The following is a 21,866-nucleotide window of genomic DNA, read 5'->3' as shown; positions in this document are numbered from 1 at the left end:
CTTTGGCGACGATGCCAGCGGCACCGTCGTCGATAATTGCCGGAATCGTTGCATTTTGCGGGTTTAGTGCGCAACCGTCACCCGTAAAGTGTAGATCCCCGGGATTTATCCCAACGCAACTGGCCCTATCGCTGGCAAACCAGCCCCACAGGTTTCGCGGTGCCTCCAAATCCTGTGGGAGCTGGCTTGCCAGCGATGAGGCCAGCAGCCTTAGTGAAAACCTGAGGTCAGCTGCGAGACGGGTGTGGCAAAACTACCGGCGACTGCTCCGGTGGCGTCTCCTGCACTAACTCTCCTTGCCGCTGCGGCAATACAACCTGCTGTGGATAAGTCTGCGCGAAGTGAACCGACGGGCTGTTATCCACAAGCTTCTTCAAACGCTGATTGAACGCCCTGCTCACCGCATATTGCCCGCCGGACACCGTGCGGAATTGCGCCGTGAGCACCACACCGTTGAGATCCATCTTGTCCACGCCAAACACATCCAGTGGCCCTTGCAGGTTGTATTTGAGGAAAGGGTCTTCGCGGATCGAATCGCCGGTCTCGCGAATCAACTCGATGGCCTTTTCAACATCCGTGTCATAGGTGAACTGCACCGAAAAGAACGCGAACGCAAACTGGCGCGATTGATTGGTCACAGCCTTTATTTGCCCGAACGGCACCGAGTGCACAAAACCCTTGCCGTCGCGCAGGCGCAACGTGCGGATCGTCAGCCCTTCAACCGTGCCGGCATGCCCGGAGTCGAGCACCACCCAGTCGCCGATCGACAGGGTATCTTCGATGATGATGAACAACCCGGTGATCACGTCCTGCACCAACTGCTGCGAGCCGAAACCGATGGCCAGACCGACCACCCCGGCACCGGCCAGCAGTGGCGCAACGTTGATACCCAGATTGGCCATGGTGGTAATTGCGCAAATCACCACGAGGATGATTTTGATCGCATTGCGCAACAGCGGCAGGATGGTTTTTACCCGGGTGCTGGGCTGGCGCGCCCCGCGCTTGCTGACCGGCGGTTTCAGCGCTTCTTGAATCGCCGTGTCGAGCACCACCCACAGCAGCCACGTCACCAGGAAGATCAGGCCAATGCTGCTCAAGGCATTGCTGATCGCCCGGCCGACTGTGCTGCTCTGGGCGAAATCAAGTAGCGACACGCCCCAGATCCGCCCGAGGATATCGATGAAGGCAATGGCGATGACGATCCGCAGCAACGCATGCAATAGGCTCAGGAAACGTTCTTTGTAAGCACTGCTGTGCTTGATCGTCTCAGCCTTTCGCGACTTGAACAGGTGCTGCAGGATGGTGCTCAAAAACACCGTGCCGATCAGCAGCACCGTGGTGAGCAACGCGCAGCGCAGGGCCTTTTGATTGTCCTCGCCGATGCCGATCAGATTGACCGCCGACACCAGCACCATCAGCACAATCGGCCAATACCACAACCCGGAAAAAATCCGCAGCGACTCCTGCAATGACGGCTGTTTCAGACGCTGACTCAGCGAACGATTGCGAATCAGATGCGCCACCGGGCGGCGCAGGCGAATCACCAATAAACCGAAGATGATCGAAGCGATCAATCCGGTGAACACTGCAATACTGCTGGTGATGTTGCCGCCCAATTGCCGGGCGATTTGCGGGCTGGTCAACGCATCGCTGAGCGCAGCGAGAAAGCCGATCAGGAACAGGGGTCGCGGACAGTAATCGCGGATGATTTTTGCCGCCGGGCGTTTGTGCCCGACATTGAACATCACCACCACGCACAACAGCATTGACGTGGAAAAGATGCCGCTGCTGGTTGCATAAGCAAAACACAGCGCCAGCGCACGTCCTGCCGACGCTTGCAGGAAATGGCTGACGTACAGCGTCAACGGCAGGCAGATCAGCGCCGGCAACGTGTAAGGCAACAGATAGCCGAGCAGATCCTGGCAGCGCGGGTGCGTGCGAAACCAGCGACCTTCGCGCAGACGTTTAGCCAACAGGCTGCCGAGCACGGTCAACAGGGCGAATGTGCCGAGCCACACCCCGGACAGCGTCAGGAAGTCCCCGGCGACGCTCCAGCCAGAGCGGTTCGACGGGTGATTGACCAGTTTGTCGACCTCATTCGCGGCACGGTCGGCGCGCAGGCGCCAGGCATCCACCAGATCTTCGTTGAGGTCGAGTTTTTCTTGTACGTCGTCGATGCTCGTACTGATGGCACCGAGCAACCCGCCCTGCACAATCGGTTCGGGCTTGGCCGGCTCTTCAGTGGCGGCCGGCAACCCCGGCAGTGTCGCGGCTTCGAGCTCGCTGGCACCGAGAAACAACAATGCTCCCAGCAGAATGGCGATCCTGAACTTCATCAAAACTCCGATCTCCCGTTGGCTGAACCTGTAAGGAACTGATCGGCAATTGGCTGGCAAGTTCAAGAGCCCCCTCACCCTGGCCCTCTCCCGAGGGAGAGGGAACTAACCGCGCTGGATGCTGGAGGTACGCCGACTTGCGAGTCTTCAGTCAAACTCAGGTTTGGAACATCCCCCGGTCAGTTCCCTTTCCCCCTCGCCCCCTCTGGGGGAGAGGGTTGGGGTGAGGGGGAGGCTTTTGATCTTTGCTCCCGCAGGTAATTAATGGCATTTACACAAATGCACCGTCCGTAACACCGCCGAAACTTTCCCGAACAGCCAACAGTCATGAACAGACAGAGGCTGTACGAGGACTTTCAACAGGAGGGCGGCATGGCAACGATTCACATCGGTATTTCAGGCTGGCGCTACGCCCCGTGGCGCGGGGATTTCTACCCCGATGGACTGGCGCAGAAGCGCGAATTGCAGTTCGCCTCGCGAGCGGTCAACAGCATAGAGATCAATGGATCGTTCTACGCCCTGCAACGACCCGAACGCTATGCCCAGTGGTACGCCGAAACGCCCGACGACTTCGTCTTCAGTGTGAAGGCGCCGCGTTTCATCACACACATCCGCCGCTTGCGCGAGATAGAAAAGCCATTGGCAAATTTCCTCGCGTCAGGTGTGCTGGAGCTCAAGGAAAAGCTGGGGCCGATCCTTTGGCAGTTCCCACCGAACTTCAGATTCGACGCCGAACGTTTCGAGCATTTTCTCGCCCTATTACCCCACGACACCGAAGCCGCCGCCGTCCTCGCCCGTCAGCACGACTCGCACCTGCATGGCCACGCCAGCATGAAAGCCTGGCGCAAAAAACCGTTGCGCCATGCTGTCGAAATTCGTCATGACAGCTTCATCGATGTCGACTTCGTGCGCCTGTTGAAACGCCACAACATCGCACTGGTGATTGCCGACACCGGCGGTAAATGGCCGTATCGCGAAGACGTGACCAGTGACTTCGTCTACCTGCGCCTGCACGGTGCCGAAGAACTCTACGCCAGCGGTTACAGCGCACCGGCGCTCAAACGCTGGGCGGATCGGATCGAAGCCTGGCATCACGGAAAACAACCGGCAGATGCCCATCTGATTGCCCCGCGCCTGAAACCTCGAGTGCGCAAATCACGCGAAGTGTTCTGCTATTTCGACAACGACATCAAAGTCCGCGCGCCCTACGATGCGCGCAACTTGCTGCAGCGTTTCGACCTCGACCACGACTTGGCCACCACGCCCGGTGAGCCTGCTGGCGAAGGAGTGCTGGCATGAGTGTTTCAGAGCCGGTCGGTTTCACCGACGAAGGGGCCGAGGTCGAGTCATCCGTGCGCAGCTTCACCGTGCTGACGGTCAACACCCACAAGGGCTTCACCGCGCTCAACCGGCGTTTCATCCTGCCGGAACTGCGCGAAGCGGTGCGCAGCGTCGCCGCCGACGTGGTGTTTCTGCAGGAGGTGCACGGCACCCACGAGCACCATCATCAGCGCTACGACAACTGGCCGGCGATGCCGCAATACGAATTCCTCGCCGACAGCCTCTGGCCGCAGTTCGCCTACGGGCGCAACGCGGTGTATCCGGAGGGCGATCACGGCAATGCGCTGCTGTCGAAATTCCAGATCATCCGCCACGACAATCTCGACGTATCCATCAGCGGTCACGAAAACCGTGGCCTGCTGCATTGCGTGCTGCGCCTGCCCGGCGACGGCAAAGAGCTGCATGCGATCTGCGTGCATCTGGGCTTGCGCGAGAGCCATCGCAACGAGCAACTGGGCTTGCTGATGCAACGCCTTGCAGAACTGCCGGACGATGCTTCGGTGATTGTCGCTGGCGACTTCAACGACTGGCGCCAGCGAGCTGATGCGCTGCTCAAACCCTGCGGTCTGCGTGAAGTGTTCGCCGAGCATCACGGCAAACCGGCACGCAGTTTTCCGGCACGTTTGCCGACGCTGCGCCTCGACCGCATCTATGTACGCAACCTCAAGGCCAGCCAGCCAAAAGTGCTGGCGAACCGGCCTTGGTCACACCTTTCCGACCACGCCCCGTTATCGGTGGAGATCGAACTATGAGCAGCGCATCGATGGAAAAATCCGCTGTGGAACCGATAAGCATCAACCCGCCTGTGCGCCAGCCGGGTCAAGTCGATGTCGAGTACCACTGGCAGGGCGGCAACCGCGTGGAACTGCTGGAAAACGGCGAGGAATATTTCCCCCGCGTGTTTGCCGCGATGCGGGCGGCGAAGAGTGAAATCCTGCTGGAGACCTTCATCGTCTTTGAAGACAAGGTCGGCGCCGAATTGCAGGAGATTCTGATCGACGCCGCCAAGCGCGGTGTGCGCACCACCGTCAGCCTCGATGGCTTCGGTTGCGGCGAGTTAACCACCGGTTATCTCTCGGCCCTCAGCGATGCCGGCGTGCATCTGCAAATCTTCGACCCGGCCCCCAAACACCTCGGAGTTCGCACCAACTGGTTCCGCCGCTTGCACCGCAAAATCGTTGTAGTCGACGGCCTGGTTGCGTTCATCGGCGGGATCAATTTTTCCGGGGATCACCTCGCCGATTTCGGCCCTGAAGCCAAGCAGGATTACTCAGTGCAGGTGCAGGGTCCGGCGGTAGCCGACATCCATCACTTTGCCCTGCTGCAAAGCGGTCGCCCGGGCCGGGCCAGGTTTTGGTGGCAACGTCGACGCCAGCGCCGTGCAGAGATGGCTTTCACCGATCACGACGGCCAGGTGCGCCTGGTGTTTCGCGATAACGACCAACACAGCACCGATATCGAAGATGTGTACATGCAGGTGCTGCGCCGCGCCAAACATCGCGTGGTAATCGCCAACGCCTACTTTTTCCCCGGCTATCGCTTGCTGCGCGAGATACGTAATGCTGCGCGGCGCGGGGTTGATGTCAGGCTGATTCTTCAAGGCCAGCCAGACATGCTGGTGGCCAAACTCGCGGCCCGGATGACCTATGACTATCTGCTCAGGGCCGGCGTGCAAATTCACGAATATTGCCAGCGCCCGCTGCACGGCAAAGTCGCGCTGGTAGACGAAGAATGGAGCACCGTCGGCTCGAGCAATCTCGACCCGCTGAGCCTGTCGCTGAATCTGGAAGCCAACGTGTTGATCCGCGACCGCGCGTTCAATCAGATGCTGTTCGAGCGTCTCGAAGACCTCAGCCAAAACCACTGCAAAGCCATGGATGCCGCCAAGTCGCCGCGCGGACGCATCTGGCACATGACCGTGGGCTTTCTGGTATTCCACTTCCTGCGGCACTTTCCGGCCATGGCCGGTTGGTTGCCCGCGCACAAACCCCGGCTCAAGCCATTTCGAGGTGATCGCTCATGAGCCATTCCGACGCGCCATCCGCCAGCCATTCGGCGCCAGCAACCCACTCGCGCTGGAGCAAATGGAAACGTCCGCTGACGGTGGTGTTCTTTCTCGCGCTGATCGTGCTATTGACGATGTTCGCCACACGCATCGAATGGGCCGAGGTGCTGCAAACCCTTGCCGACTTTAAGGTGCGCACGCTGATCATCGCGGCCGGCATCACCCTCGTGAGTTTTCTGACCTACGCCAGCTTCGACCTGATCGGTCGCACTTACATTCGCCAGGACCTGACCTGGAAACAGATTCTGCCGGTGGGCATCATCAGCTACGCGTTCAACCTCAACCTCAGCGCCTGGGTTGGCGGGATCGCCATGCGTTATCGCCTGTATTCACGGCTCGGCGTGAGCAAAGGCAACATCGCCAAGATTCTCGGCCTGAGCCTGGCGACCAATTGGTTCGGCTACATGACCATTGCCGGCGTGGTGTTCAGCAGCGGACTGGTGAGCATGCCGCCGGGCTGGAAAATCAGCAGCTCGGCGTTGCAGGGGATCGGCGTGTTGTTGCTGTTGATCAGTGCCGGGTATCTCGCGGCGTGCCAGTTCTCCAAGCGCCGCGAGTGGTCGATTCGCGGGGTGGAGATCAACCTGCCATCGCTGCGCATGGCAGTGCTGCAACTGCTGCTCGGCGCGCTGAACTGGTCGCTGATGGCCGCAGTGATCTTCACACTGCTGCCGAGCAAACTGGATTATCCGTTAGTGCTTGGCGTGCTATTGATTAGCGCGATTGCCGGGGTCATCACGCACATTCCGGCGGGGCTCGGGGTGCTGGAAGCCGTGTTCGTGGCGCTCCTGCAACACGAGGCCTCGCGAGGCAGCCTGGTGGCGGGGCTGCTGGCGTATCGAGCGATTTACTTCCTGTTGCCGCTGCTGATTACGCTGGTGATGTACCTGGTTGTGGAGGCGAAGGCCAAGTCGCTGCGGATCGAGAAAACACCGTCCTGACTCTGTTTTGCAGCTGCCGGCCTCTTCGCGAGCAGGCTTGCTCCCACATTTGAAATGCGCCCCTGTGGAAGCTGGCTTGCCAGCGATGGCGCCGGAAAGAACGCCACAGTCTATGAAGACTGAATAATGCTCAACCGCTCGCCAACGACCATCTCGGTAATCCAGTCCACCAGAATCGACGTGTATGCCTGCTGAGAAACCGGTTCGCTCAGCGCATGATCCGCGCCATCAATGATCCGGTGCGTCAGCGAATGCGTCTGCTGACACGCGGCGCGGTAACTCATGATCGTCGCGTGCGGCACGAAATCGTCGGTTTCCGATTCCACCAACAACACATCTCCAGTGAATTGCGAACACGCATGCAGTGCACGGTTGTTGTCGGCGCGAACCAGTGCGCCGCGATAATCGCGCAGGTCAGCCTTGTCCAAATCGCGTTTCGGCGTGTGCCATTGCTCATCGCGGTACAGCGCCGGCACCCGCAGCGCCAGCCAGCGCACCGGGCGCAACGAGGTAAGGATCGACGCGAGGTAGCCGCCGTAACTGGTGCCCACCACGGCGATGGCCGATGTGTCGAGCGCCGGGTGGGAGAGCAAGCGGTCGTACGCCGCCAGCAGATCGCGCAGATTATCTTCGCGGGTAACCCGACTCAGCGAAATTCCGCTACCGCCAGTGTGGCCGCGCAAGTCAAAGGTCAGACACACGCAGCCGAGGCCGGCGATCCCTTTCGCCCGCTCCAGGTCACGCTCTTGGCTGCCGCCCCAACCGTGGACAAACAACACCCCCGGCACCTTCGATTTAGGACTGAGAAACGTCCCGCTCATTTGTTCATCATCAATGTCGATTTGAATGCTTTCGCTTCTAGCCGTCATAAGATTTGACCATTACGTATTTGAGGAGAAATTCGCTGTTCTCAGCCGGGCCGCGATACACCTCGATGGCGTCCGCCGGCAGCGGCTGATCAATATAGGTTTCCACTGAAGATACGCGGATTGCGCGCATTGCGGGGTCGTTGACGAAACTTTGCAGTGCCGCCACTTCTGCGCTGCTGGCGCCGCCCATGCGCCAGGATTGTTCCAGTACGCCGCTGCGGGTTTTGCCGCTGCTGTCCAACCCTTGGGCGATGTCGTAGTTGCGGCGCGACGCGTAGAAACGCGGGTAGGCCTCATCGGCGGCGCTGTCGAACACTTGCGCCTGCTCGATGGCCAAACGCACGTCATCGGGCAATTCCAGCGCCAGCAAATCCTCATAGCCGCCCTGCACCACCAGCAGATTCGAGCCGCCGTAGACGTCTTCGCCATGAGCATCTTTGGTCAAGTATTGATCACCGCAGTAACTCAGCACGCTGTCGCCAATGAATGACTGGCCGACACTGTGGGTGATGACCTCGCTCAGGTCTTGCTCCAGCACTACGCCTTCGCTGAACAGCTCGTGTGCTTCAGGTCGGGCGAGAATTTCGTCGAAGGCGTCGAGGCTTTTGATGACTTCCTGACCGCGACCGGCGCAAGCGTGAATCGGCTTCAGACGGATCGGCCCGCTGTACAACAAATGCTCGGCGGCAGGCCGCGCATCGTCGAAGGCGAACACGCTGAGGCCATCAAGCACCACGCTGCGCACGCGTTCAGAGAACAGCGGCGACCAGCCTTGCGGCGCGCGGGCCAGATGACTGCGCAGGCCATGGCTGATGGCTTTGGTGCAGATGAAGTCGTATTCGACATAGCCGCCCCACAAGTCATCGGGACCTTTTACCCCAAGTGCCTGGGCGCTGGCGGCGCCAACAAGGGTTTGCGTCGGCAACAGATAGAGGTCACTGCCGCGATGTTTCGCGGGGTCATAAGCGCCGCCGAATTTTAAACCGAGAATCTGCGCCAGCCAGCGCGCCAGGGCCTTGTTGGTTTCCACCTCGTGCTGCGGCGCTTCGGCGCGAACGGAGTGGGCAACCACGATTTTCTTGCGGGGTGTCGGGGTCATGCGTCCCCCTTCAGGCAGGCTAATGAATGTAGACAGGAAAGGTGCAGAGATCAGGCCAACGGTAACCCTGTGGAAAGCGCTGGTGAATCAACCGCTTGGCGAAACCGTAATGGCATCGCGCCTGTTTCAATCTGCACGACGACTCACTAATCCCCGGCAAATTGCACGATCCAACGCTTCACAGATAACCCTGTGGGAGCTGGCTTGCCAGCGATAGTGGTGGGTCAGCCACCGACTTGGCCAACTGTAAGACCGAATCGCCAGCAAGCCCGCCCCCACAGGGATTAAGACAGTCTCTGATCAACCGGCCAAACCAAAACGCCCCCGATATTCACTCGGCGCCAACCCAGTGATCTTCTTGAAAATCGCGCGAAATGCCCCCGGATCCTGATAGCCCACCGTCCACGCAATATGGTCGATCGTGTCATTGGTGAACTCGAGCAACTCCCGCGCCTTGCCCACCCGCAGGTGCTGACAATACTCGGTCGGCTTCAACCCGGTCGCCGCACGAAACCGACGTAGAAACGTGCGCTCCTCCAGCCCTGCCCGCTCGGCCATCGCGGCCAGCGAAACATCCGTCGCGCCGGTGCCTTGCAACCAGTGCTGCACCTTGAGAATCGCTGCATCGCCATGACTGAGGATCGGCGCGAAATTACTTCCGCACTCGCTGGCGCTGTCGCTGTGTTCCACCACCAGAAACCGCGCCGTGGCGGTGGCGATACCAGGTCCGAGCAGACGATCGACAAGCCGCAATCCCAGCTCCGACCACGCCATCAAACCGGCCGTGGTGATCAGGTCGCCGTCATCGACAATCGGTGTATCGGCCTTGAGCCTGATCTTCGGATAACGCTCGGCGAATGCCTTGGTCGAGGTCCAGTGGGTAGTAGCGCTGCGGCCATCGAGCAGACCGCTTTCGGCGAGCATCAGTGAGCCTACGCAAACCCCGCCGAGCGTCGCACCACGGGCGTGTTGCTCGCGCAGCCACGGTGCCAGAGCGGCGGGCATTTGTGACGCAGAAAATCCGCCGATCGAAGGCGGTATCAGCACCGCCAGCAAATGGCTTTCGGTGCCGGGAAGACTGTCGTAAACCCGCGCCGGTGGCTGATCACCTTCGACCTGCCAGTGACTGACGCGCAACAGCGGTAATTGCGCAGCCTGATGTTCGCCAGCGATCCGGTTGGCCACCGCGAACAGATCAGTCAACCCATGCACCGCCGCCATCTGCGCGCCGGGATAAATCAGCACGCCCAATTCAGCCACGGCGGCCCTTTCTGCGCCCATTGTCAGTTTTCCCCTGTCTATTGTCGGTGGGGCCAATACTCGAATCACCGGCCAGCGCCGATACTGAAGCCACTTTCAGCCAATACCTCAAGGACACACCCATGGCCAAGCAAGCGCTCATCGTAGTCGATATCCAGAACGACTACTTCCCCCAAGGCAAGTGGCCGCTGGTCGGTGCCGACGCCGCTGCCGACAACGCCGTCCAACTGATCGCCGCATTCCGTGATGCGGGGGACTCGGTGATCCATATCCGCCACGAATTCACCTCACCCGAGGCCCCGTTTTTCACGCCAGGTTCCGACGGCGCGAAGCTGCATCCGAAAGTACTCAACCGCGCCGACGAACCCGTGGTGCTCAAGCATTTCGTCAACTCGTTCCGCGAAACCGAACTGCAATCGATTCTGGAAGAAAAAGGCATCAAGGAATTGGTGGTGGTCGGCAGCATGAGTCACATGTGCGTCGACGGCATCACCCGTGCTGCGGCTGATATGGGTTACAGCGTCACGGTGATCCACGACGCCTGCGCCAGCCGTGATCTGGAGTTCAACGGTCTTACCGTACCGGCGGCGCACGTCCACGCCGCGTTCATGTCGGCGCTGGGTTTTGCGTACGCCAGTGTGGTGTCGACCGACGAATTCCTCGCCGCCAATCGTTAAAACCCTGCCGCTCGATACTTTCTAATCACCAAGGCCCGCCTCGCTGCGGGCCTTTTTTCGCTTGTCATGAAAATCTCACGCGTGAGTCATTGATGGCATTTTGAATTGGTTGTAGTGTGGCTCACGCGTGAGACATTCATAACCGGGTCACTGCCATGAAAAGCCGCTCCTCCACTATTGCATCAGAAAGCCCAAAGGGAGAGCGCTCGAAACCGTCCGCAAAAAAACCGTCGAGTTTCTACATGAAACAGATGCGCGCGGGCCTGGCTGCCGCCGGTTATGTGAAACACGAAACTTGGGTGCTTCCCGAAAACCGAAGCTTGCTCAAGCAGATGGAGCAACAGCTACGCCAACCGATTCTGGCTGGCTCATTCATGTCGGAGAATTACATGAGCGCAGGCAACAACTGGAACATCGATAGCCTCTTCAACGCCCTCAAGGCACTGGACGAGGTGGCTTCGCAAGAGATCACGCTGTCTCTGATCCAGAGCTCCGAGCCCAGCATCAAGCTGGAAATGAACGATTTCGGCGGCCTGCCGATTCACATCGCCCTGGCCGGTCAGCAGATCATCGTCGACACCGTGCTGGTGGACATCGATTCGATCACTGACGTCCATGCCTTCAACGACGCCGTATTGCGCAGCCGGGAAATGTTCCCGCTGTCGTCGATCGGTATCGAGTCGATGCCTAACGGCCAGACCGTTTACAACATGTTTGGCGCACTGAGCGCCGATTCGAGCCTGACCAACGTGGTCACCGAGGTGAAAACCCTGGTCGACAACGTCCAGCGCGCGAGCGAAGCCTTCGAACACTTCTTCAAGTAATCAACAGGGAATATCCAATGACTCAGTCCATCTGGAGCAAGTTGTTCACCGCACTGCGCGGCGGCGCCAGTGAAGTCGGCGAAAGCATCGTCGACCAACAGGCCTTGCGCATCCTCGATCAGGAAATCCGCGACGCCGATACCGCGCTGTCGAACGCCCGCCGTGAACTGGTCACCATCATGGCCAAACACAAACTGGCTGCTGACCGCGTGAGCGAGTACGACGCCAAGATCAAGGATCTGGAAGCCAAGGCTGTCTCGGCCCTGAACGCCGGCCGTGAAGACCTGGCACTGGAAGTGGCCGAAGCGATTTCGACCCTGACCAACGACCTGGATGTCGAGAAGAAACAAAGCGACGAGTTCGGCACCTACGCCGCCAACATGCGCAAAGACATCAACAAGGCCGAATCGCGGATCAAAAGCCTGCGCCAGCAAGTGGACATGGCCAAGGCCCGTGACAGCGTGCAGAAAGCCCAGGTCAGCGCGTCCATCGCCAGCGGCGGTGCCAACGGCAAACTGGAAACCGCAGTCGGCACCTTGAACCGCCTGCAAGCCAAACAGCAGCAGCGTGCTGCCGAACTGAGCGCTGCGGACGAACTGGCTGATGCCGCGACCGGCAACGATCTGGACCGCAAACTGCGCGACGCCGGTATCACGCCGAACGAGGGCAGCGCCAATGCGATCCTCGAGCGCCTGAAGCAGAAATCCGCGCAGTAAAAACTGCGCCAAACCTGTGGGAGCGAGCCTGCTCGCGAAAGCGGTGCACCCGTCGACATCCATGTTGACTGACACGCACCATTCGCGAGCAGGCTCGCTCCCACATGGTTTACCGGCTTCAAATCCTTCTGCTCGTTCACCACGCAGCCCGGTACACTAGCGACGTTTTTTTGCCAACGAACACCTCCACCCGCTTCAAGGAACGTACCCATGGGATGGTTTAAAGATTTGCTGGGCACCAGCAACTGGCAGACCGCTGCGCCAACGCCAACCGTTGCCGGCGGCCCACTCGGCATGGCGCAAGGCAAGGGTGTCAGGTTCGATTCGACCCTTTCGTTGCTGCTCGACGGTTCGACTTCGGTGCGTGTGCCCTTCGATCAGGCAGTCTGGAGCGCAGGCTGGGTCGATCTCGGCCAGTCCAACAAACTGCACCGCTATTACATGAATGACGAGGATTTCTGGGTGCAGATCCACGTCACCGGCGATGACCAGATCGAATCGGTCACGCTGTTCAACTACCTCACGTACGTGACCGTCAACAGCGATGCCGAGCTGCAGCGCCTGGCCGGCCCCAACAGCCTGATCGGCCTGCCGACCTACACCCACGAAGGTGTCGAATACACCCGCGAGTGGGGCACCGAACAAGGCCAGACCGAACTGGTACCGATGACCGAACACGTGGTCAATGTGGACGAAAGCTACACCATCAACCATCACTCGATGCTCTACGCACGCGAGACCGGCCTGACCGATCGCCGCGAACTGTTGCTGTTCTCCGTCGAACAGGATGAAGAAGGCACCGTCAGTCTGAGCACCTCGCTGGGCATCTCGTTGTACACGACTGACCTGAGCACCATTTAAATAAGGAAGTTTTCCATGCTGGAAGTGCTGGCCGTATCCCTTAACAAGACCGCGTTGACCGGTTTCATCGTCTACCTGATCGGCGCCGTGCTGCTGTTCATGCTGTTTCAATTCGTCTACACCCGCGTCACTCCGCACAAAGAGTTCGAGCTGATTCGTTCAGGCAACGCGGCCGCTGCCGTCGCGCTGGCCGGTGCAATCATCGGTTTCGCCATTCCCGCCAGCAACGTGATTGCCTTTTCGGTCAACGTTGTCGACTTCGTGGTTTGGGCGGTGATCGCCGCAGTGGTGCAACTGCTGGCGTTCCTTGGCACGACCCTGGTGCTCAAAGGTACTTCGCAGCGCATCGCCAACGGTGAAATGGCCGCTGGCATCTACGTCGCCGCCGTAGCGATTAGCGTCGGCATGCTCAACGCTGCGTGCATGACGCCGTCCAACTGATCGGCAGGAAGCCTTAGATGAAACGAAGTAAATACGTTCAGTTGTCCCTCGCAGCGTCGGTGGCCATGGCCATCTCTGGCGAAGCGGCGGCAGTCGATCAGCCCCGCAACTTCCAGAGCGTGGAACAGTGCGTCGATGCCGAAGTCGCCGCTGATGTTTGCTCGAATGCTTACGTTGCGGCCCTGACCGAGCACCGACGCATCGCTCCGGCGTACGACGACAAAGCCAAATGCGATGCGGATTTTGCCGCCGACTGGTGTCAGAAAAATTCCGATGGCCGCTTCGTGCCGAAACTCGGTGGCTTCAAAGTGCCGCAGCCCGGTGAAGCCCCGCAAAATCTCGATGCCATCGCCGACGCGCAGATGCCGGCGGGTGACACAACATCCAGCAACGCGACCCAGAGCACTTCGCACTACTCCGGTGGTGGGGGCGGCGGCAATGGCATGTTGACCGGATGGCTGATCGGCAATGCGATGAGCAACAACTCCAACCGCACGGTTTACCGCGACCGCGATACACGCCAGACCTACAACACTTCGACGCAGTACCGCAAAATCGAATCGGCACCGCGCAGCCAACCGGACTACGAGAGCACCAGAAGCAAACCGGTGAACGTCGCCTCTTCGACTTCCCGTGGCGGTTTCGGCAGCCAGTCCAGCGCGCGCAGCGGGTGGGGTGGCTGGGGTAGCAGTTCCGGTCGTTCGAGCAGCTGACCATGAAAAAGATCCACTGCGCCGAGCGCCCCGACTGGAAACAGACAGCCGAGAGCCTCGGTTTCATGTTCCACACCATCGACGACGAGCCCTACTGGGACGAAAGCGCGTACTACCAGTTCACGCTCGCGCAGATCGAAAATGATCTGGAAGACCCGACCACCGAACTGCACGAGATGTGCATGGACCTGGTCGACCGCGTAGTGCGTAGCGAAGAGTTGCTTGATCGACTGAGCATCCCGCCTGCGTACTACGACATGATCCGCACGTCCTGGCTGGAAGGTCATCCGCATCTGTACGGACGCATGGACTTTTCCTACAGTGGAAACGGTCCGGCAAAACTGCTGGAGCTCAACTACGACACGCCAACCAGCCTCTACGAAGCGGCGGCGTTCCAGTGGGGCTGGCTGGAGCAATGCATCGAGCGCGGCACGCTGCCGAGCCATGCCGACCAGTTCAACAGCATCGACACCAAACTGCACCAAGCCTTCGCCGAGTTGCAGCTCAAGCGGCCGTTCTACTTCGCCTCGATGAAAGACTCGGTTGAAGACAAGGGCACCACGGACTACCTGCGCCTGATCGCGGAAAAAGTCGGCATCGAATCACGGCACATCGACATCGAGGACATTGGCCTCAGTGCCGACGGCCGTTTCGTCGACCTGCAGGATCGCTGGATCCCGCACCTGTTCAAGTTGCACGCCTGGGAGTTCATCTTCCACGAGCCGTTCGGCGCGGCAATTGCCGCGTGCGATACGCAGTTTTTCGAGCCTGCGTGGAAGGCGATCCTGTCAAACAAAGGCGCGCTGCCGTTGCTGTGGGAGTTGCACAAGGGCCATCCGAATCTGCTCGCGGCGCATCTCGATCCGAATCCGGCCAGCGCCGTACCCAGGGGCTGGGTGCGCAAGCCGTACTTTTCCCGGGAAGGCGCCAACATCGAGCTGCAAACCGCGGACGGTCTGATCGTCAAAGAAGACGGGCCTTACACCGATGCGCCGTTCATCCTGCAGGAGTTTGCGCCATTGCCGAAGTTTGACGACAGCTACACGCTGATCGGCTCCTGGGTAATTGGTGATCAAGCGGCGGGGATTGGTGTGCGTGAGGACAACAGTCTGATTACCAAGGATTCGAGCCGGTTCTTGCCGCACCTGATCCTGGACTGAGCTGTTAAAGAGCAAATTTTCAGCAACAAAAAACCCGTAGCGTGGAAGCGCTACGGGTTTTTTGTTTCTGGCGGTTATGAAAGCTCGGTAGAGCGAGCCGGCGTTTCCGCCAGAGGCTTTTCTTTGGGCGCCTCGTGGGTGCCGATGCCGGCCATTCTGCGGCGCGAGATTTCCGCCCCCCGACGGCGCAGTGGCGTCTCGACGAAGCGGTAGTTCAACTCACTGCACACGGCCATGATCGCCAATGCGGTGAGTACCATTTCCACCGTGAACTCTGGGCCCAGCACCACGCCCCGCTCGCTGGCCACGCGGCTCCAGATTTCAGTGCTCAAGTGGTAGGCGAACATGTGAATGACGTACAACGCATAGGAGCGCGACCCCAGCCATTGTCCGAACCCGCTCAAAATCGCCGGACAGTAGATGTAGCCTTTTTGATAACTGGAGAGCCAGACCAGGATCAATGCATTCAGCGCAATCAGCCCGACAGCGATCGGCATCGAGATCATCTGGCCGGCAATGGCGCCGAGCATGTAAAGCAGAAACAGCGTGATGCCCAGTCGTTTGAACACGCTATCACCCAGCGCCACAGGCTCGATTTGCTTGTACAAGGACGTGCGCGTGAACAGGCACAACAGAATGCCCCACATCATCGCGTCCAGCCGGAACGAGAAAAGCATCGGGGCGGGTGGGGCGCCAAAGCCATTGCGATCCAGAGGAAACTGCACGGCAATCAGCGCGATCAAGGCGATTACCCGCCAGCGCGTAGAGGTGATCAGCAACAGGAACAGCGGGAAGATAAAGTAGAACTGCTCTTCCAGCGCCAGGCTCCAGTACACCGAATTCGGCCCCAGCAGCACGCCATACTGGTTTGCCAGATTGCCCGAGAATGTAGCGACTGCGGTAAAGCTGCGCAGGTTCTCGAACCACGACTGGAATGCATTCGACTGGTTGAAGAAGATCGAGAACGCCAGCGGTATCAGCACCCATAGCCACGCGGTGGGCAGCAGACGATAAGCGCGACGGATCCAGAAAGAAGTAGCGGCGACGCCGAACCGGTTCTGTTCGCGATTCTTGTCAAAGTAATCGAGATAGGCCTTGCTGACCACGTAACCGGAAATACAGAAAAACAGATCCACCCCTGACCAGGGTGAGTACACATTCAGCAAATTCCCAAAGAACCCCGCATGGAACGGCAACATCAGAGTGATATGAGCCAAAACCGTCATCAGGATCGCCACGCCGCGCAGGTACTCGATTTCCTTGTTCTTGCTACTGCTCATGGGTTTCTCTTGTTGTTATGGAACAGCCCCTACACCGGGGGACCTGTTCTTGCAGAAAATCGACTGGATCGCCAGTCGCCGGGACGGATCATGGATCGGCTTGGCCCCGCCTTCAAGGCTCAGTACAAAACTTTACTGCCGCAATCGCCGGGACTGTTCAGTCATCTCATGGAGCGCCCGCCAATTTCAGCCCTGCCAAAACCACAAAACCCCCGCAATGCGGGGGTTCTGAGGCTAAATCCGGAGCGATTCAGGACACGAATCAGAACGGGATATCGTCATCAAAGCTGTCGAAATCCGGAGCCGGTTGCGGCGCGGCTTGCTGTGGAGCCGGGGCCGAACGCTGTTGCGGAGCCGACTGCTGCGGGCGTGGAGCCTGCTGACGTGGCGCTGGAGCGGACTGCTGATAGTTGTTGCCGCCGCCTTGTTGCTCGCCCTGTTGTGGACGGCCGCCGAGCAGTTGCATGGTGCCTTGCATGTCGACCACGATTTCGGTGGTGTAACGCTTGATACCGTCTTTTTCCCACTCACGGGTCTGCAGCTTGCCTTCGATGTAAACCTGCGAGCCTTTACGCAGGTATTCGCCAGCGATTTCTGCAACCTTGCCAAACATCGAAACACGGTGCCATTCGGTCTTCTCGACCTTCTGACCAGTTTGCTTGTCGGTCCACTGTTCGCTGGTTGCCAGACTCAGGTTGGTCACGGCGTTACCGTTAGGCAGGTAGCGAACTTCGGGATCCTGGCCGCAAGTGCCGACCAATATGACTTTGTTAACCCCACGGGCCATAACGTTCTCCTAGGCTTCGCAAGCAGCCCCGGCCGGGTTGTTCACCAGGCGTTCGAGGGTGTCGCGATCCACTAATTCTTTGTCCAGTTTGATGTAAACAGCCGCTTCATCAGCAACTATCACTGCATCGGTTACCCCTACGAGGGCCTTGAGGCGCTCGACCAGACCCGCTTCGCGGATCGCCTCGGGCGACAACGGCAAGCGCAGGCTCGTCACGTAGGGAGGTTCGCGCATGGTAACAGCAAAGGCCAGCCATATGGCAGCCAGCCCGGCACATCCAAGGAACACAACCGACAGACCGCCATGCTGAAACAACCAGCCGCCGAGTATCCCGCCGAGAGCCGAACCGAGGAACTGGCTGGTGGAATACACGCCCATGGCCGTGCCCTTCCCGCCCGCCGGTGAAACCTTGCTGATCAGCGACGGCAATGAAGCCTCCAGCAGATTGAACGCGGTGAAAAACACCACCGTGCCCATCACCAGAGCCCGCAAGCTGTCACCGAACTGCCAGAAGAATAGCTCAGTCAGCATCAGCGTCAGGACGGCGCCGAGCAAAACTCGTTTCATTTTGCGTTTCTTCTCGCCATAGATGATGAACGGGATCATGGCGAAGAACGAAATCAGCAGTGCCGTCAGGTAGACCCACCAGTGCTGCTCCTTGGGCAAACCGGCTTTTTCCACCAGTGCCAGGGGCAACGCGACGAAGCTCGACATCAACATGGCATGTAACACAAAGATGCCCAGATCCAGGCGCAACAGATCCGGATGCTTGAGCGTCGGCAGCAACGCCTGCCGCGCCACGCCCGACTCCCGATGCTGCAATGGCCCGGTGGACTTGGGCACCATGAACATGACGATCACGATTCCGACCAGCGCCATCGCGCCAGTGGCGAGAAACAATCCGGACAAGCCGAAGGCACTGGTCAGCAGCGGCCCGACCACCATGGCCACGGCGAATGACAGGCCAATGGTCATGCCGATCATTGCCATCGCTTTGGTGCGGTGCTGTTCACGGGTCAGGTCAGACAGTAACGCCATGACCGCAGCGGAAATCGCCCCGGCGCCTTGCAGGATCCGCCCGGCGATCACGCCCCAGATCGAGTCGGCCTGAGAGGCCAGCACACTGCCGAGGGCGAAAACGATCAGCCCCAGATAAATCACTGGCCGGCGGCCGATGCGGTCGGAAATGAACCCGAACGGAATCTGGAAAATCGCCTGTGTCAGGCCGTAAGCGCCGATAGCCAACCCAATCAGGGCCGGGGTCGCCCCTGCCAGATCCATGCCGTAGGTCGCCAGCACCGGCAACACCATGAACATGCCAAGCATACGGAAGGCGAACACCAGGGCCAGACCGCTCGCTGCGCGGGTCTCGCTGCCACTCATGCGTTCGCTGTGGGGATCGTGCATGGAAAAACCTCGTGTGAACCGGCGGCGATTCTACCAGTCCCATCGAAAGACGGGGTATATCGCGACGCTTTGCCACGCATAGATGAAACTCTCTTCATACAAGGCAAAAAACGCTTGGTTTGATAGTGTGCATCCATCCAGTATTTGCCCGTATACTCCTACGTTTTCGACGCCCGCCGAGCGAGGCCACTTTGGACAAGATCCTGATACGTGGGGCCCGTACCCACAACCTGAAGAACATCGACCTGACCCTGCCACGGGACAAACTGATCGTCATCACCGGCCTGTCCGGATCCGGCAAGTCTTCCCTGGCCTTCGACACCCTGTACGCCGAAGGTCAGCGCCGCTATGTCGAATCCCTGTCGGCCTACGCCCGGCAGTTCCTGTCGATGATGGAAAAACCTGACGTCGACACCATTGAAGGCCTGTCGCCGGCAATCTCCATCGAACAGAAGTCGACCTCCCACAACCCGCGCTCCACGGTCGGCACCATCACCGAAATCTACGACTACCTGCGCCTGCTCTATGCGCGCGTCGGTACGCCGCGCTGCCCGGATCACGATATTCCGCTGGAAGCGCAGACCGTCAGCCAAATGGTCGACCTGGTGCTGGCGCAACCGGAAGGCAGCAAACTGATGCTGCTGGCACCGGTGATTCGCGAACGCAAAGGCGAGCACCTGTCGGTTTTTGAAGAACTGCGTGCGCAAGGTTTCGTCCGCGCCCGGGTCAATGGCCGGATCTGCGAGCTCGACGAGCTGCCGAAACTGGATAAACAGAAGAAGCACTCGATCGATGTAATCGTCGACCGCTTCAAGGTTCGCGCCGATCTGCAGCAACGTCTGGCCGAGTCTTTCGAGACCGCACTGAAACTGGCGGACGGTATTGCCCTCGTGGCGCCGATGGACGACGAACCGGGCGAAGAGATGATCTTCTCGGCACGCTTTGCCTGCCCGATCTGCGGCCATGCGATCAGCGAACTCGAGCCCAAGCTGTTCTCCTTCAACAACCCGGCCGGCGCCTGCCCGACCTGCGATGGCCTGGGCGTTAAGCAATTCTTCGACATCAAGCGACTGGTCAACGGCGAACTGACGCTGGCCGAAGGCGCGATCCGCGGCTGGGACAGGCGTAACGTCTATTACTTCCAGATGCTCGGCTCGCTGGCCTCGCACTATGGTTTCAGTCTGGAGAAGCCATTCAACGAACTGCCGGCCGATCAGCAAAAGTCTATCCTGCACGGCAGCGGCTCGCAGAACGTCGACTTCAAATACCTCAACGACCGTGGCGATATCGTCAAACGTTCGCACCCGTTCGAAGGCATCGTGCCGAACCTGGAGCGACGTTACCGCGAGACCGAATCGGCGAGCGTGCGTGAAGAGCTGGCCAAGTTCCTCAGTACCCAGTCCTGCCCGGATTGCCGGGGCACCCGCCTGCGTCGCGAGGCGCGGCACGTCTGGGTCGGCGAGAAGACTCTGCCGGCGGTGACCAACCTGCCAATCGGCGATGCCTGCGAGTATTTCGGCACGCTGAAGCTGACCGGTCGTCGTGGCGAAATTGCCGACAAGATCCTCAAGGAAATCCGCGAGCGTCTGCAGTTCCTGGTTAACGTCGGGCTGGACTACCTGTCGCTGGACCGCAGCGCGGACACCCTTTCCGGCGGTGAAGCCCAGCGAATTCGTCTGGCCAGCCAGATCGGTGCTGGCCTGGTGGGCGTGTTGTACATCCTCGACGAACCGTCGATCGGCCTGCACCAGCGCGATAACGACCGACTGCTCGGTACGCTCAAACATCTGCGCGATATCGGCAACACGGTGATCGTCGTCGAACACGACGAAGACGCCATCCGTTTGGCCGATTACGTGGTCGATATCGGTCCGGGCGCTGGCGTGCATGGCGGCCATATCGTCGCCGAAGGTACGCCCGCCGAAGTCATGGCGCACCCGGACTCGCTCACCGGCAAGTATCTATCGGGCCGGGTGAAGATCGCAGTGCCAGCCAAGCGCACGCCACGCAACAAGAAGCTGACCCTGTCACTCAAGGGCGCGCGCGGCAACAACTTGAGCAATGTCGATCTGGAAATCCCGATCGGCCTGCTGACGTGCGTGACCGGTGTGTCCGGTTCGGGCAAATCGACGCTGATCAACAACACGCTGTTCCCGCTGAGCGCCACGGCACTCAACGGTGCGACCACGCTGGAAGCTGCAGCACACGACAGCATCAAAGGCCTGGAACACCTCGACAAGGTCGTCGATATCGACCAGAGCCCCATCGGCCGTACGCCGCGCTCCAACCCGGCGACTTACACCGGGCTGTTCACGCCAATCCGCGAACTGTTCGCCGGCGTACCGGAATCACGCTCGCGCGGTTACGGGCCTGGGCGTTTCTCGTTCAACGTCAAGGGCGGTCGCTGCGAAGCGTGCCAGGGCGACGGTCTGATCAAGGTGGAAATGCACTTCCTGCCGGACATCTATGTGCCGTGCGACGTGTGCAAGAGCAAGCGCTACAACCGCGAAACCCTTGAGATCAAGTACAAGGGCAAGAACATCCACGAAACTCTCGAGATGACGATCGAGGAAGCACGGGTGTTCTTCGATGCGGTGCCGGCGCTGGCGCGCAAGCTGCAAACGTTGATGGATGTGGGGCTGTCGTACATCAAGCTCGGGCAATCTGCGACTACGCTGTCCGGCGGTGAAGCGCAGCGGGTCAAGCTGTCACGCGAGTTATCCAAACGCGACACCGGCAAGACCCTGTACATCCTCGATGAGCCGACCACAGGACTGCACTTCGCGGATATCCAGCAATTGCTCGACGTGCTGCATCGCCTGCGCGATCACGGCAACACCGTGGTGGTGATAGAACACAACCTGGACGTGATCAAGACAGCTGACTGGCTGGTTGATCTCGGGCCTGAAGGCGGTTCCAAGGGTGGACAGATCATAGCCACCGGCACACCGGAGGAAGTGGCCGAGATGAAGCAATCTCACACCGGTTACTACCTCAAGCCGTTGCTGATCCGTGATCGTGCCTAAAGACCGGGCATGAAAAAGCCCCTGTCACTTCATCTGTGACAGGGGCTTTTTTATATGTTTGCA

The 21,866-nt window shown here is 59.5% G+C and carries 19 protein-coding genes; 12 read left to right on the top strand and 7 right to left on the bottom strand.

Features of this window, described 5'->3' with window-relative positions; all coding sequences use genetic code 11:
• Positions 1–227: 227 nt before the first annotated feature.
• On the bottom strand, positions 228–2,339 hold the full coding sequence (locus H8B20_RS24320; RefSeq protein ID WP_200613311.1) for a mechanosensitive ion channel family protein: 2,112 nt from the start codon (positions 2,337–2,339) through the stop codon (positions 228–230).
• A 369-nt stretch (positions 2,340–2,708) separates the two neighbouring features.
• Between H8B20_RS24320 and H8B20_RS24315 the strand changes: the two genes are divergently transcribed.
• Genes H8B20_RS24315 through H8B20_RS24300 form a run of 4 tightly spaced genes read left to right on the top strand, consistent with a single transcriptional unit; the run spans position 2,709 to position 6,683 of the window.
• Positions 2,709–3,635: a DUF72 domain-containing protein gene (locus H8B20_RS24315; RefSeq protein ID WP_210624835.1), complete on the top strand. Its 927-nt coding sequence runs from the start codon at positions 2,709–2,711 to the stop codon at positions 3,633–3,635.
• Positions 3,632–4,429: an endonuclease/exonuclease/phosphatase family protein gene (locus tag H8B20_RS24310; protein ID WP_210624834.1), complete on the top strand. Its 798-nt coding sequence runs from the start codon at positions 3,632–3,634 to the stop codon at positions 4,427–4,429. The genes H8B20_RS24315 and H8B20_RS24310 overlap by 4 nt, the downstream gene beginning before the upstream one ends.
• Entirely contained in the window at positions 4,426–5,700 is a 1,275-nt protein-coding gene (gene clsB, locus H8B20_RS24305) for a cardiolipin synthase ClsB (protein WP_210624833.1), read from the top strand. Before H8B20_RS24310 ends, clsB begins: the two co-directional genes overlap by 4 nt.
• Positions 5,697–6,683 carry a lysylphosphatidylglycerol synthase domain-containing protein gene (locus H8B20_RS24300; RefSeq protein ID WP_210624832.1) on the top strand — a complete coding sequence of 329 codons (987 nt, stop codon included), beginning with the start codon at positions 5,697–5,699 and terminating at the stop codon, positions 6,681–6,683. The genes clsB and H8B20_RS24300 overlap by 4 nt, the downstream gene beginning before the upstream one ends.
• 110 nt (positions 6,684–6,793) lie before the next feature.
• Here the strand turns inward: H8B20_RS24300 and H8B20_RS24295 are convergent, their stop codons facing one another.
• The 3 genes from H8B20_RS24295 to H8B20_RS24285 form a co-directional block, all read right to left on the bottom strand.
• Complete coding sequence (locus H8B20_RS24295) at positions 6,794–7,552, bottom strand: alpha/beta hydrolase family protein (protein WP_042561317.1); 759 nt, start codon at positions 7,550–7,552, stop codon at positions 6,794–6,796.
• Entirely contained in the window at positions 7,542–8,651 is a 1,110-nt protein-coding gene (locus tag H8B20_RS24290; protein WP_047303695.1) for a DUF3182 family protein, read from the bottom strand. Before H8B20_RS24290 ends, H8B20_RS24295 begins: the two co-directional genes overlap by 11 nt.
• Before the next feature lie 300 nt (positions 8,652–8,951).
• A complete protein-coding gene (locus H8B20_RS24285; RefSeq protein WP_042561319.1) occupies positions 8,952–9,932 on the bottom strand; it encodes a GlxA family transcriptional regulator in 981 nt (326 codons plus the stop codon).
• Between the two features lie 101 nt (positions 9,933–10,033).
• On the opposite strand from H8B20_RS24285, the gene H8B20_RS24280 reads away from it, so the two are divergent.
• The 7 genes from H8B20_RS24280 to H8B20_RS24250 all read left to right on the top strand — a co-directional run bounded on the left by H8B20_RS24280 (position 10,034) and on the right by H8B20_RS24250 (position 15,303).
• A complete protein-coding gene (locus H8B20_RS24280) occupies positions 10,034–10,588 on the top strand; it encodes a cysteine hydrolase family protein (RefSeq protein ID WP_042561320.1) in 555 nt (184 codons plus the stop codon).
• A 242-nt stretch (positions 10,589–10,830) separates the two neighbouring features.
• Positions 10,831–11,412: a YjfI family protein gene (locus tag H8B20_RS24275; protein ID WP_224787147.1), complete on the top strand. Its 582-nt coding sequence runs from the start codon at positions 10,831–10,833 to the stop codon at positions 11,410–11,412.
• Between the two features lie 17 nt (positions 11,413–11,429).
• On the top strand, positions 11,430–12,128 hold the full coding sequence (locus H8B20_RS24270) for a PspA/IM30 family protein (RefSeq protein ID WP_042561322.1): 699 nt from the start codon (positions 11,430–11,432) through the stop codon (positions 12,126–12,128).
• Positions 12,129–12,338: 210 nt separating this feature from the next.
• Entirely contained in the window at positions 12,339–12,989 is a 651-nt protein-coding gene (locus H8B20_RS24265; RefSeq protein ID WP_042561323.1) for a DUF2491 family protein, read from the top strand.
• 15 nt (positions 12,990–13,004) lie between these two features.
• Positions 13,005–13,430: a DUF350 domain-containing protein gene (locus tag H8B20_RS24260; RefSeq protein WP_042561324.1), complete on the top strand. Its 426-nt coding sequence runs from the start codon at positions 13,005–13,007 to the stop codon at positions 13,428–13,430.
• A gap of 17 nt (positions 13,431–13,447) precedes the next feature.
• Positions 13,448–14,143, top strand: coding sequence for a DUF1190 domain-containing protein (locus H8B20_RS24255; protein ID WP_210624831.1), 696 nt, complete (start codon positions 13,448–13,450; stop codon positions 14,141–14,143).
• A gap of 2 nt (positions 14,144–14,145) precedes the next feature.
• The gene (locus tag H8B20_RS24250; protein ID WP_210624830.1) at positions 14,146–15,303 is read left to right on the top strand and encodes a glutathionylspermidine synthase family protein; all 1,158 of its coding nucleotides are present in this window, start codon (positions 14,146–14,148) and stop codon (positions 15,301–15,303) included.
• A 74-nt stretch (positions 15,304–15,377) separates the two neighbouring features.
• Here H8B20_RS24250 and H8B20_RS24245 read toward each other — a convergent pair whose 3' ends face one another.
• The 3 genes from H8B20_RS24245 to H8B20_RS24235 form a co-directional block, all read right to left on the bottom strand.
• Positions 15,378–16,583, bottom strand: a complete 1,206-nt coding sequence (locus H8B20_RS24245; RefSeq protein WP_210624829.1) for an acyltransferase family protein — start codon at positions 16,581–16,583, stop codon at positions 15,378–15,380.
• Positions 16,584–16,845: 262 nt separating this feature from the next.
• Entirely contained in the window at positions 16,846–17,370 is a 525-nt protein-coding gene (locus H8B20_RS24240; protein WP_042561333.1) for a single-stranded DNA-binding protein, read from the bottom strand.
• A gap of 9 nt (positions 17,371–17,379) precedes the next feature.
• Entirely contained in the window at positions 17,380–18,777 is a 1,398-nt protein-coding gene (locus H8B20_RS24235; RefSeq protein ID WP_210624828.1) for an MFS transporter, read from the bottom strand.
• 191 nt (positions 18,778–18,968) lie between these two features.
• On the opposite strand from H8B20_RS24235, the gene uvrA reads away from it, so the two are divergent.
• Positions 18,969–21,803, top strand: a complete 2,835-nt coding sequence (gene uvrA, locus H8B20_RS24230; protein ID WP_210624827.1) for an excinuclease ABC subunit UvrA — start codon at positions 18,969–18,971, stop codon at positions 21,801–21,803.
• Positions 21,804–21,866 lie beyond the last annotated feature (63 nt).

It is taken from the genome of Pseudomonas sp. P42 (genome assembly GCF_017973755.1).
Classification (GTDB): Bacteria; Pseudomonadota; Gammaproteobacteria; order Pseudomonadales; family Pseudomonadaceae; genus Aquipseudomonas; species Aquipseudomonas iridis.
This window is presented reverse-complemented; position numbering and strand designations above follow the sequence as displayed.